The 12,194-nt window shown below is 69.6% G+C and carries 9 protein-coding genes; 5 read left to right on the top strand and 4 right to left on the bottom strand.

The features are described from left to right. Nucleotides 1-45: 45 nt before the first annotated feature. Nucleotides 46-1,452: a sigma-54-dependent transcriptional regulator gene (locus FJV41_RS43225; protein WP_141648476.1), complete on the bottom strand. Its 1,407-nt coding sequence runs from the start codon at nucleotides 1,450-1,452 to the stop codon at nucleotides 46-48. A gap of 155 nt (nucleotides 1,453-1,607) precedes the next feature. Between FJV41_RS43225 and FJV41_RS43220 the strand changes: the two genes are divergently transcribed. From FJV41_RS43220 to FJV41_RS43210, 3 genes are all read left to right on the top strand, one after another. Further along, nucleotides 1,608-2,183 carry an NUDIX hydrolase gene (locus tag FJV41_RS43220; protein ID WP_141648475.1) on the top strand — a complete coding sequence of 192 codons (576 nt, stop codon included), beginning with the start codon at nucleotides 1,608-1,610 and terminating at the stop codon, nucleotides 2,181-2,183. A 246-nt stretch (nucleotides 2,184-2,429) separates the two neighbouring features. Next, nucleotides 2,430-3,206, top strand: a complete 777-nt coding sequence (locus FJV41_RS43215) for an iron-containing redox enzyme family protein (RefSeq protein ID WP_141648474.1) — start codon at nucleotides 2,430-2,432, stop codon at nucleotides 3,204-3,206. Between the two features lie 211 nt (nucleotides 3,207-3,417). Next, nucleotides 3,418-5,208 carry a methyl-accepting chemotaxis protein gene (locus tag FJV41_RS43210; RefSeq protein ID WP_141648473.1) on the top strand — a complete coding sequence of 597 codons (1,791 nt, stop codon included), beginning with the start codon at nucleotides 3,418-3,420 and terminating at the stop codon, nucleotides 5,206-5,208. Here FJV41_RS43210 and FJV41_RS43205 read toward each other — a convergent pair. After that, complete coding sequence (locus tag FJV41_RS43205; RefSeq protein ID WP_141648472.1) at nucleotides 5,192-6,670, bottom strand: sensor histidine kinase; 1,479 nt, start codon at nucleotides 6,668-6,670, stop codon at nucleotides 5,192-5,194. The two genes, FJV41_RS43210 and FJV41_RS43205, sit on opposite strands and share 17 nt — an antisense overlap. Before the next feature lie 90 nt (nucleotides 6,671-6,760). On the opposite strand from FJV41_RS43205, the gene FJV41_RS43200 reads away from it, so the two are divergent. After that, nucleotides 6,761-9,178 (top strand): YfhO family protein, encoded by a 2,418-nt coding sequence (locus FJV41_RS43200; protein ID WP_141648471.1) that lies wholly within the window; start codon nucleotides 6,761-6,763, stop codon nucleotides 9,176-9,178. A 29-nt stretch (nucleotides 9,179-9,207) separates the two neighbouring features. On the opposite strand, the gene FJV41_RS43195 is transcribed toward FJV41_RS43200, so the two are convergent. Beyond that, complete coding sequence (locus FJV41_RS43195; protein ID WP_141648470.1) at nucleotides 9,208-10,518, bottom strand: chitosanase; 1,311 nt, start codon at nucleotides 10,516-10,518, stop codon at nucleotides 9,208-9,210. A gap of 195 nt (nucleotides 10,519-10,713) precedes the next feature. On the opposite strand from FJV41_RS43195, the gene FJV41_RS43190 reads away from it, so the two are divergent. After that, entirely contained in the window at nucleotides 10,714-10,983 is a 270-nt protein-coding gene (locus FJV41_RS43190) for a GlsB/YeaQ/YmgE family stress response membrane protein (protein WP_141648469.1), read from the top strand. A gap of 10 nt (nucleotides 10,984-10,993) precedes the next feature. On the opposite strand, the gene FJV41_RS43185 is transcribed toward FJV41_RS43190, so the two are convergent. Then, on the bottom strand, nucleotides 10,994-11,629 hold the full coding sequence (locus FJV41_RS43185) for a LysE family translocator (protein ID WP_141648468.1): 636 nt from the start codon (nucleotides 11,627-11,629) through the stop codon (nucleotides 10,994-10,996). Nucleotides 11,630-12,194: the final 565 nt, after the last annotated feature.

Here is a 12,194-nt window from a genome sequence, read left to right as displayed (position 1 = left end):
GTGGAAAGTCACGGGGAGGGGACCCTGGGTCACGGATTTTCGAGACTACCCCTCGTCGGGTGGCGTGCCCTTGGGGAGGAAGCCGTACTTCTCCAGCTTGTAGTACAGCGCGGACGTCTTGATGCCCAGCAACCGGGCGGTCTCCGTCTTCACGCCCCCCGCCTTTTCGTAGGCGCGGGCGATCAGCTGCCGCTCCAAATCCTCCAGGATGTCTGGAAGGGGCCGGTCTCCATGGGGCACGGGCAGCCCCGCGTCCATGCGCGGCGCGGCGCCGGTGAGGTGCGAGGGCAGGTCCGTGACGGTGAGCACGTCGCCCTCGGCGAAGACGAGCGCCTGCTCCACGACGTTCTCCAGTTCACGCACGTTGCCGGGCCACACATGCCGGGCCAGGGCGCGCAGCGCGCCTTCATCCATGCCCGTCACCCGGCGGTTCACCCGGGGGGCGTGCTTGGCCACGAAGTGCCGGGCCAGGGAGGTGATGTCCTCGGGGCGCTCGCGCAGGGGCGGCAGCATCAACGGGACGATGTGCAGCCGGTAGTAGAGGTCCTCGCGGAAGCGGCCCGCCTTGACCTCGGCCTGGAGGTCCCGGTGCGTGGCGCTCACCACGCGCACGTCCACCTTGAGGGTCTCCTCGCCGCCCACGCGCTGGATTTCCTTCTCCTGCAGCACGCGCAGGAGCTTGGTCTGCACCGAGTGGGGAATCTCTCCGATTTCGTCGAGGAAGAGGGTGCCGCCGTCGGCCAGCTCGAAGCGGCCCAGCTTGCGCTTCACCGCGCCGGTGAAGGCGCCGCGCTCGTGGCCGAACAGCTCGCTCTCCAGTAGCGTCTCCGCCAGCGCCGCGCAGTGCACGACGACGAAGGGGCCGTCCTTGCGCGGGGACTCCTGATGCAGCATGCGGGCGATGAGCTCCTTGCCGGTGCCGCTCTCGCCGCGCACCAGCACCGTCGCGTTGCTGTGCGCCGCCTTGCGTGCCTGGCTGAGCAGCCGCTGCATGGGCTCGCTGTCGCCCACCATGCTGCCGTGGGAGAGCGCCGCGTCCGCGTCATGCGCGGCGGTGCGCGCCTCCAGCTTCTCCACCTTGCGCCGGGTGCTGGCCAGCTCCAGGCCCTTGTCCACCTTGGCGCGCAGCACGTCGGGCGTGAAGGGCTTGGTGATGAAGTCGTAGGCGCCCTCCTGCATCGCCCGCACGGCGGTCTCAATGGTGCCGAAGGCCGTCACCACCATCACGACGGCGGAGGCGTCCAGCGCCTTGAGCGCCTGCGTGACGGCGATGCCGTCCAGGCCGTCCATCTTGAGGTCCGTGACGACCAGGTCGAAGGGGGCCTTGCGGTACGCGGCCAGGCCGTCCGCCCCGCCTCGGACAGCGGACACGGCGTGGCCGGAGCGCGTGAGGGTGACGGTCATCCCCTCGCGCAGCGTGTCGTGGTCGTCGATGACGAGAATGCGCGCCATGGTGTTTCGATTTCCTCATGCCACGGGGGCGCCGGCCGCCCGGGTGCGTCCGCATGAGAGCACACCCGGGGCGGCACCCTACACCGGACCGTGGCGGTCGGCCGCTTCCAGAAGGCGCTGGCGCGCGAGGGCTCCCCGGGGGTACGTGGGCGCGCATGGAATCCCCGAACGCCGCCGCCCTGCGTGAATTGCTCGCGCGCCATGTCCCCCAGGACGACAAGGAGCGCGAAGATCTGGAGCGCATGCGCCACCACGCGGCCACGCTGCCGTCTCCGTTCTCCCGCGCGCAGCCCGAAGCGCACTTCACCGGCAGCGCCGTGGTGGTGGACCCGGAGGGCGAGCGCGTGGTGATGGTGCTGCACGGCAAGCTCAAGCGCTGGCTGCAACCAGGCGGGCATGCGGACGCCGTGGACGCAGGCCTGATGGAGACCACCGCGCTGCGCGAGGCCCGCGAGGAGACCGGCTGCCGCGTCACGCTCCACCCCCGAGCGCCCCGGCCGCTCGACGTGGACATCCACACCATCCCCGCCCGGCGCGATGAGCCCGAGCACCAGCACCTGGACGTGCGCTACCTCGTCGTGGCGGAGGACCCCGCGTCGCTCGCGCATGACCCCAACGAGTCCACCGGCGCGCAGTGGCTCACCTGGGACGAAGCGCTCGCCCGCGCAGATGAAGCGCCCCTGCGCCGCATGCTCGAGAAGGCGCGCCACGCGGTGGCCCGCACGCCGTGAGCCGTGCTCGCCCGCCCGTGACATGCGGGCGGCCTCGCGTGTGGAAGGGGAAACACAGACGCCGCGGTGCGACAGACCCCTCGGGGTGCTCCAGAGCGAATTCTGAAACATGGCGGTGAGAAAAGCGTCGCATGCGAACAGTTGCATGGCCGCGTGCAGGTGCTGTCACCACTATGGGCCGCTCCGGCGGGTGAGGGGGGGCCATGTCGGTCTGGCACCCGCCGCGAAAAGGAGCGTCCTGGAGCCATGTCGTCGACCAGCCTGGAAGTGAATGTTCCCTCGTTCGAGCCACTCGTGCGTCGCTATGGGCCTCCGCCCCTGAAGCCCTCGCCGCATCCGCGCTGGCTGGAGTCGATGCTGGAGTCGACGCGCGCGGACTGGAACGCGGCCTGCTGGCCTCCGCTGTTTCGCGACACGGCGGAGGGACGTCGCCCGCCGCTGGGGTACTGGCGGCGCGTGCTGTCGCAGTTCTTCCTCATCGTCGAGTCCTTCCCCAAATACATGGGCCTGTCGCTCGCGAAGACGACGTATGGGCGGCATGAAGGGGACGCGAGCATCCGGCGCTGGCTCCTGCAGAACCTGGGCGTCGAGGCGAAACACGCGGAGTGGTTCATCGACTGGGTGCGTGCCATCGGCATGGAGCCCGACTCGCTCTTCTCCGTGCGCCCGTTGCCGGAAATCCAGGCGCTGCACGCGCACCTGCGCGACACCTGCGCGCGCGGCACGCTGGCGGAGGGCATCGCCGCGTCCAACTGGGCCATCGAGGGTATCACCGGTGTGTGGACCAAGGAGGTGGTGGAGCCCTTCCGGGGCTACGCCTCGGATGGAGCGCGCATCGACGCGAGCGCCATGATGTGGCTCAAGGCCCACGCCCGCTACGACGACCTGCACCCGGTGGAAGCGCTCGAAATCCTCAAGCTCTCCGTGGACTCGGAGAGCACCGAGCCCGCCCGTGTCGCCGCCGCCGCGCGCAAGTCCCTGCGCCTGTACTCCGCGGCCATTCGCGCCTGCTGCGCGGACTGACCTCGGCCGCCTCCTCGCCCTTGTTTGCTTGGGGAGGTGGTTTTCCTGGATGTGTATGTCTTTCAACAAGCTCTGGCATGACGGTTGTGCAGTGTCTGGAACCGGGCGGGGCCCTCTCGCTTTCCACTCGATGACGTGCGGAGAATGGTGTCTGGAGCCATCCCGTCAGCATGGATTCTTCGTGGCCGCATGACGCGGGAAAGCGACCGGTATGAGCATCGAAGACAAGGTGATTCGCGAGTATCGGTGGCGTGCGCTCAAGGTGTTCATGGCGTGGGTGGTGCCAGCCGCGCCCATCGCCGCGTACCTCAATGGCATGTCCATGGGGGTGGCGGGCTGGGAGGGTGTGAAGGCGGTGGCGTGGGTGTTGCCGCCCATCCTCGTGGGCCTGGGGATGATCTACCCCGCTGTATTCATGCGGTGGCTGGTGGGCAGCGCGCTGCGGACGTACGCGGGTGACAGGCCGGGTGCGCGGCTGGAGCGCATCCTCCGACTCCCGTGGCGCGTGGCGGTGGGAACGTCCTGGGTCGGATGGACGCTGGGAGGCTTCTGGTTCAGCCTCCACGTGTGTCTGACCTGGCACAAGGATTTGGGCCTCGTCGTGCTGGGCACCATCATCGGCGTGTGCTGCGGCGTGCTGCTGGGCTTTCCCATCAGCGTCTCGCTGGAGCGGATGCTGCTGCCGCTGGCGCTCGAGGAGCAACGCAAGGACCCGACGGTGGTGCTCCAGGGCGGCGGCTTCTCGTGGCCCCGACAGGCGTGGTTCCTGCCCTTCACTTTTGGAGGCTCCATCGTCGCCGCGCTGGTGCTCAGCGGCTGCGTGGTGATGGTGAAGCTGGAGGGCATCCGCGACACGCTTCATCTGGAACTGGTGGCGGAGGGCGCGCAGCGCTCGGCGCGGATGCTGATGGAGCTGGGCGGCGTGCTGGCGGGAGAGCTGGCCTTCAGCCTGGCGTGGGTGGGTGGGCTGCTGCTGTTGCCGGGCATCACCACGTGGATGCTGGCGCGGCGTCAGGCGCGGGCGGCGGAGGCGGTGGGACAGGCCATCGAGTCCGTGGCGGCGGGACGCGTCGTCGCGCCCGCGTGGGTGTCCACCGACGAGGTGGGAGACCTGGCGGCGGGGATGAACGCGGTGCTGGCCCGGCTGCGACAGCTTCCGCTGGCGCTCCAGGCGTCGGCCGCGCGGCTGGGCGAGGCGGGCAGCCACCTGCGCACGGCCAACGACGAGCAACAACAGAGCTTCACGAAGCAGGCCGCCGCGCTGCATGAGGCGCAGGTGACGTCGGAGGAGATTCGTCGCACGTCGCGCATGGCGGCGGACCGGGCGGACGCGGTGCTCCAGGTGGCGAAGCGCGCGGAGGAGCTGGGCCTCAAGGGCGAGGCGGCGGTGGAGCTCAGCGTGGCGGGGCTTGCGGACATTCGCGGCGCGGTGGACGGAATCCAGCAGCGGCTGGCGAAGCTGGCGGAGAGCACCACGCAGATTGGCGACATCACCGAGACGGTGAAGGACCTGGCGGCCCAGTCCCACCTGCTCGCCGTCAACGCGGCCATCGAAGCGGCGCGCTCGGGAGAGCAGGGCAAGGGCTTCGCGGTGGTGGCCCGGGAGGTCCGCGCGCTGGCGGACCAGTCCATCCAGTCCACGCAGCGCATCCGGCGCATCCTCCAGGAAATCACCGAGGGCATCCGGGACGCGGCGAGCATGGGTGAGCAGGGCGTGCGCACCATCGGCACGGGGTTGGACCAGATGCGCTCGTCGGGAGACTCGCTGCGCGAGCTGTCGCTCATGTCCCAGGAGAACTCGGCCGCGGCTCGGCAGATCGCCGCCGCGGTGACGCAGCAGAACGCCGGCATCTCCCAGATTTCCATCGCCATCGCCGACCTGTCGCAAATCATGGACGCGACGATGAAGCGGCTGGAGTCCACGCAGGAGGCCACGCGCTCGCTGGCCCATGTCTCGGGCGAGGTGGGGCAGATGGCGCGTCAGTTCAACGTGGCGAGCTGACGCCCGAGGGCCTCAAGGGCAGCGTCAGGGTGAACGTCGTGTCGCCCGGCGCGGACGTCAGGTGCAGCTCTCCCCCGTGCGCGCGGGCAATCTTGCGCGCCAGGGGCAGGCCCAGGCCGGTGCCCTTCTCGCGGGTGGTGAAGAAGGGCTCGAAGATGCGCTCGCGCTCGGCCTCCGGCACCCCCGCGCCGGCGTCGTGGACGCGGATGGCATAGCGCCCGTCGTGTTCGGCGCCGGAGATGCGCACGCGGCCTCCGGAGGCGGAGGCCTGCACCGCGTTCTTCACCAGGTTCAGCAGCGCGGCGGTGAGCAGGCTGCCGTCGGCCTCCAGCACGGCGGGCGTGGCGTCCACCTCCAGGGTCACCTCGCGGATGCTGGCCTCCGCGGAGGACAGCTCCTGGACGACGGAGAGCAGGGCGGGGGCCTCCACGGGGGCGCGGGCCAGGGGCTGCTCGCGCGCGAAGGCGAGGAAGTCCTCGACGATGCGCTGGAGGAAGGCGACCTCTCGCTGGATGCGCTCGACGTGCTCCTGGGCCTCCTCGTGGGCGCCCGCGCGCAGGTCCTCCTGGAGGATGCCGGAGAACAGGGCGATGCCGCCCAGGGGGTTGCGCACCTCGTGGGCCACGCCCGCGAGCATCATCTTCAACTGTCGGTCCCGACTCTCCAGCGCGCCGCGCATCACCTCCAGCTCACGGGCGAGTACGCCGATTTCGCGCGTGGGCTCCGGAGGCACGGGCGTGGTGAGGTCTCCCCGGCCGATTCTCAGCGCGGAGTCCATCAGCCGGCCGAGCGGACGCGCCAGCCCCCGGGCGGTGAGCAGCGCGATGATGGCGAGCGCGGTGAGGGCCAGCGCGCCCATGATGACGAACGTGCGCGACAGGTGCTGGAGCGGGCCGAAGAACGCGGCGCTGCCCTCCACGCCCACCGCGCCCACCACCTTCCCGGCGTGGACGATGGGGGCATAACCTGTCTTGTACAGCCGCCCATCCGAGCCGGTGAAGAGGACCTGACTGGCCGCGTGCTCACCCGCGAAGACCCGCGCCAGCTCCAGCCTGTCGCGCGCCAGCTCCGGCACCTCCGAGCCCACCGGCAGGCCGCCGCCCACGTCCGCGCGCACCCGGCCCTGGACGTCCACGGCGAAGACGCGGCGCGCGCCGCTGGCCTCGCGCACGCCTTCCAGCAGGCGCACCAGGTTGCGCCACGTCCGGGTGCCACCCGAGTCGTCGCCGGCCTCAATCGTGAGCATGCGCTCTCCGTTGAGCTGGCTTGCGGTGGCGGCGGCGATGTTGGAGAGGCTGGTGCCCAGCTCCTCCTCGAGGATGGAGCGCGCCAGTTGGTAGACGGCCGTGCCCGCCACCGCGACGAAGAGCAGGGTGGGGACGAGGAACGCCGCCAGCAGCCGCGTCGACAGCAGGCTGGGGAGCTCTCTCCACGGGAAGGCGTTTCGTCGCTCCGCGCTCATGCGTGGCGCGGACTCTAGCCGAGCGCCCCCGTGCGCGGTCCGTCTTCGAGCGGACGTCCCTCATCTGGTAGAAGCCCGAGGCACCCCCGCATGCGCTCTCTTTCTTCGCCCCGTCTCCGTGAGCCCCTGGTCGTCCTGGGTGCGTCGGTCGTCGCCACGCTGCTGTTCTTCCACCGACTCCTCTCGACGGGAGGCGCGCTCTGCGAGCGGGACATGCTGCGGGTGTTCGCCCCGGCCAAGGCGTACTGGGCGCACGCGGTGAGCCAGGGCGTCTGGCCCGGTTGGTATCCCTTCAACGCGCTGGGACAGCCCTTCGCGGGCGCCACCGTCACGGGGGTCTTCCATCCAGCCAACGTGCTGGCGCTGCTGTTCGACGGGCCCGGCGCGCTGACCGCGATGGCGCTGCTGTGCTACCCGCTGGCCGCCACCGGGACGTACCTCTTCCTGCGGGCCCGTGATGCTTTCCCCTTCGCCGCCGCGCTGGGCGCCCTGGCCTTCGCCCTGAGTGGCTACCTGGTCAGCCTCACCAACAACCTGCTGTACCTCCAGGCCGCCACCGCCTTGCCCTGGCTCCTGCTCATCGCGGACTCGGTGCTGGCACGCGGCTCCTGGTCGATGGCGGGCGCGCTGGGATGTGTCCTTCCGACGGTCCTCTTCGCGGGAGACCCGCAGGGCTTCACGGTGTGCGGCGCCACGGTGCTCCTCGTCGTGGTGCTGTGTCCGCTCGGTGTTGGTGTGACGCGTCGTCGGGTGCTGCTCGTCACGGGGACGGGACTGCTGCTCGCGGCGCTGGTGGCCACCGCGCAGCTCTGGGCCTCCGCGTCCGTGCTGGGGGAGACCTTCGCGGAGCGCCGCACCGCCGAGTCCGCGCAGCTCTGGTCGGTGCATCCGCTGCGGTTGCTCGACCTGGCGGTGGGCAATGTCTTCGCGCTGGAGCCGCCCCTTCGCGGCCCCGTCGCCCAGGGACTGCTGGGCATGCAGACGACGGACTTCTGGGCGCGCTCGCTCTATGTCGGGCTGCCGGTGTTGTTCCTGGCGGGCGTGTGCGTGGTGGCGCGTCGCCGGGAGCGCTGGGTGCAGGTGGCGGTGGGCTTCTCGGTGCTGGGGTTGTTGCTGATGTTCGGCAGACACACGCCTCTGTATGGCTTTGTCTATGACCTCGTTCCTCCGTGGCGGGCCTTCCGCTATCCGGAGAAGCTCACGGTGCATGTGACCTTCTGGCTGGCGGTGCTCGCGGCGTGGGGGGCCCAGGACCTGTTGGACCGCGCCAGGGGCGGACGTCGTCGCGCGGGCTGGGGACTGGTGGGCCTGGGCGCCGGGATGCTGCTGCTGGCGCTGACGGGCGCGGGGCTGTGGCTGGCGCAGGCGCTGCGAGGCTTCTATTCGGGGCCGGACGCGTCCTGGGCGGAGCTGTCGCGTCAGGTCGGGGAGCGGCTCACGGTGGACGCCGCCTGTGTGGCGGTGACCTGTGTGGGGATGGGCCTGTTCGCCCTCTTCGCGGCACACCCGAGGCAGGTGGGCCTGGGCTGGGTGTTGCTGCTCGCGGCGGACCTGTATCGCGTCAGCGAGCCCATCTATGTCTCGTGTGACCAGCGGCTGCTCACCACGGCGCCGCCGTTCGTGGAGGAGCTCCAGCGTCGCGAGGGCCCGTCCCTGCCAGGCCGTGCGCGTGTCTACACCGCGTCGGGCATCGCCCTGCCGGAGACGGTGGAAGGGCTGACTCCGGATGAGGCGCAGGTGGCGGGCACGCGGATGGTGCTCGCGGCGGACAGCGCGTCGGCGTGGGGCGTGGAGAGCGCGAACTGGTACCTGCCCGCGTTGTCCGCTCGCGTGGCGGACCTCCTGAAGGATCAGCGTCAGTGGTGGAACCGGTATGGGCCGCTCGCGGGCGTGGGCTACTTCGTCGCGGATGAGACCCAGGTGGAGGAGCGCCGGCTGCGGAACAACGTGCTGTCCACGAGCGAGCCCTTCAAGGTCTCCCTGCTCGCGCATCCCCGACCCCTGCCGCGCGTCTACCTCGCCCCGCCTCGGTGTGTGTCGGGCCCGGAGGAGAGCCTGGCCGTCATTGCCTCGCCCGACTTCGTCCCCGGCCAGCAGGCCGTCGTCGAGTGTCGCGAGCCCTTGCCCACGGCGCCTCCGGGAGGTGACTCCGGGAAGGCCACGCTCACGCGGTACGGAGTGGACGAAGTGGAGGTGGAGGTCGATGCCACGCGTCCCTCCGTCCTGGTGCTGTCGGACGCGTACTTCACGGGCTGGAGCGCCACCGTGGATGAGGTCCCGACGGAGGTCCTTCCCGCGAACCACGCGCTGCGCGCCGTGGCTGTCCCCGCGGGAGCACACCGCGTGGTGTGGCGGTATGCCCCTCCCGGTGAAGCGGCCTCCCTGGCGGTGAGCGGACTGGGCCTGCTGCTGTGTCTGCTCACCTGGGTGGCCGCTCCGCTGCGCAGACGGCTGCGTCGCGAAGGGCCCAAGGCCTCCGAGGCCCCACGCGCGGCGACGACGCCCTGACGCACTCACGTCAGGGCGTCAGGGTGCCGCTAGTTACATGAGAACGTGTACGTGCCCGGCGTGCTCCAGGTGCCATCCGCGTTGATGTTGCGCACGGTGTAGCCGCTGAACGGATACGTCGTGGTCCAGCAGTCGCGAGCACGCACGTCGTTGCGGACGGCGGCGGAGAGGTCCCAGTTGCCCCTGCGACGCAGCTTCTCGTACGCGGCGATTCGGTCGATGGCGTCCACCCACGTGGAGTCGGCGGCCAGCACGTCGCGGCGCTTCTCGATGAACTTCTGGAGCCACGCGGACTCGGTGATGCCGTTGTGGCCCACCGCGGGCGCCACCTGTCCGGTGTTGCCCAGCGCGATGTTCGTCGCGCGCGTCAGGCTCTTCACGCCGGACTCGCCGTGGTTGATGTACGCGTCATACAGCGCCATCTTCGACAGGGCCTGGGAGGCGCCCCACTTGTTCGCCTCGTTCATCGCCGGCGTGTAATAGAACTGGTCGCTGACCTGGTCCTGGCACGCCTTGAAGTCCGCGCGCGTCGTCGTGTTGTTGTAGCTGGTGGCCCAATCCGCCGTCCAATTGCCGATGACGTCCAGCTCCGACGTGGATGGCTGGGATTGACCCGTGGACAGGAAGCGGTTGTTGATGGTCGTCAGCCCCGGCATGTACTTGGCCATGATGTTGCCGTTGGCCGCGCTGCGCCGGGCGTTGTAGCACTGGATGACCTGGATGGCGTCGCCCGTGCCCGTGCAGAAGCCCGCGCGTCCATTCGTGTAGCCACGCCCGTCCTGGATGTTCTCCGAGTACGCATAGTCGATGGTGGGCGTGTCGTTCTCCCAGATGCTGGTGAGCGCCTCCGCCACCTTCTTCTGGTTCGCCGTCAGCCCCGTCACCGGCGGCACGGTGCCCCCACAGCTCGGGTCGCTGATGACGACGTTCGTCGCGGTGAACGACGTGTTCGTGTTCGTCGAATAGTAGAACGTGTACGACGCATTCACGCCCACGGTGAGCCCCGACGTCCGCGAGTACGTACACGTGGAGCCGCTCTGCGTGTGCGTCCAGCCCGGCTCGTCGTGGTCACACGTCACGCCGCTGGGGACGCCGAACGCAATCGTCGGACTCGTCATCGCGCTGGTGCCCGTGTTCTGGAACACCAGGGTGCCCCACCAGTCCGCGCCCACGTAGGTGTTCGTCGTAATCACATACGAGCAGGCCGCGAGCCCCTGCTCCGCCTGTCCCACCTCCGCCTCGTCCCCCCCTGCCTCCGGTGCGCAGCCGGCGACCGCCGCTCCCACCCACACCAGCATTCCCCACTTCATCCACAATGAATCATTCCGACGCTGTCCCATGCGCGCTCTCCTTGGCTTCGGCCGGCTCCGACACCTGGAGCGGCTGAAGCTTCAGCTACCTCTGGAAGAGCAGAAAGTCAGTTAAATCCGGTCGGACGCCTTCTTGCTTGTCTTGCGAACGACCTGGCTTCCAGCCGAGCGCGAACCGGCGTGCTTATCCTGTCTTCAGGTCACTTCAGCGCGAGGAGGGACGTGATGTCTTTGGAGACGATTCTAGTGTGGGCGGTCATCGGCCTCATCGCCGGGTGGTTGGCGTCGGCCGTCGTGGGAGGCGGCTATGGCATCATCGGAGACATCGTGGTGGGTGTGGTGGGCGCGTTCCTGGGTGGTTTCATCTTCCGCGCCCTGGGGGCGGGGCAGCCCTTCGGTGGAATCGCGGGGACCATCTTCGTGGCATTCATCGGAGCCGTCGTCCTGCTGCTCATCTTGAGAGCCATTCGTTCGAGCACCGTCCGCAGAACATGAGTGGGCGGTGTCAGGTGCTGCGCCAGCCTTCGATGGCGGTGACGACGGCGGCGAGCATCATGAGGCCACCCACGGCTTGACCGACGCGCGCGCTGGCGGAGGGACGTGACTCCAGCCAGCCGCGTGCGCGGTCCGCGGCGAGCGCGACGGCGCCATACACCGCGGCTTGCGTGAGCGCGATGATGGCGCCGAGCGCCAGGGCCTGGAGCCAGATGGGCCCATATTCCGGCCGCAGGAACTGCGGGAAGACGGCGAGCATGAAGACGTATGCCTTCGGGTTGAGCAGGTTGGTGAGGGCTCCCTGACGGAACGTCGCCGCCGCCGAGCGCTGCCCCGACTGTGACGACGCGGAGAACGCGGCCGGGCTGCGCACGAGCGACAGGCCCATCCAGGCCACGTACAGCGCGCCCACCCACAAGAGGGCATTGAACGCGGCGGGCATGACGGTGAGCAGCACGGCGACGCCCGTCGCGCCGACCAGGACGTGGCACGCGGCCCCGGCGATGATGCCACCCACCGCGGACAGCCCCGCGCGACGGCCTCCCACCAGGGAACTGGCCAGGACGAACGCCATGTCCAGCCCCGGGAGGATGACGATGCCAAACACCAACACGAAGAACAGCCACAGGTGCGAGGTCTGCGTCATCGGATTCCGCGAGCCTTTCCGTCAGCGCCAGCGCGCCCGGACTGGGGCGAGGCCATGAATGGCACCGTACGGGGCATGTAGGGCGGAATCGGTCCTGATTCGGACAGGGCTCCAGCGTGAAGCCGAAGTCCGTCCCTGCTCGGACCAGCGGTGCCGCGAATCGGGGTGACGCCTGGCCGTTGTCGCTGCTCCCGGAGCTCGTTGTCGCTGCTTCCAGAGCCCGTTGTCGTTGCTCCCGGAGCCCAGCCCGTTGTCGTTGCTCCCGGAGCCCGGCCCGTCAGGGAGGGCCAGTTGCGGCGGTCCTCCCGGCCCGTGACGGGTGGGAGCGAAGTTCCTTCACGGTATGTGTGGGACACCGACCCGGGACACTTCTGGTTTCTATTCACCTGGAGTGAATGCGAGCGGGCTTCGTCGGACATCTGGCGCCATGGGCATTAGTACTACTTGATCAGATGCAGGACGGCCCGAGAGGAGGAGCGCGAGCTCCGAGTCTGCGGAGGCACAGCGGGCAATGGCCGATGCGGCGCAGCAGCAGGTGCTGAAGGCGACGTCGAACCTGGGGCAG

Source organism: Myxococcus llanfairpwllgwyngyllgogerychwyrndrobwllllantysiliogogogochensis (genome assembly GCF_006636215.1).
Taxonomy (GTDB): domain Bacteria; phylum Myxococcota; class Myxococcia; order Myxococcales; family Myxococcaceae; genus Myxococcus; species Myxococcus llanfairpwllgwyngyllgogerychwyrndrobwllllantysiliogogogochensis.
Note: the sequence above shows the minus strand (reverse complement) of the source record. Positions and strands in the feature narration are given on the sequence as shown.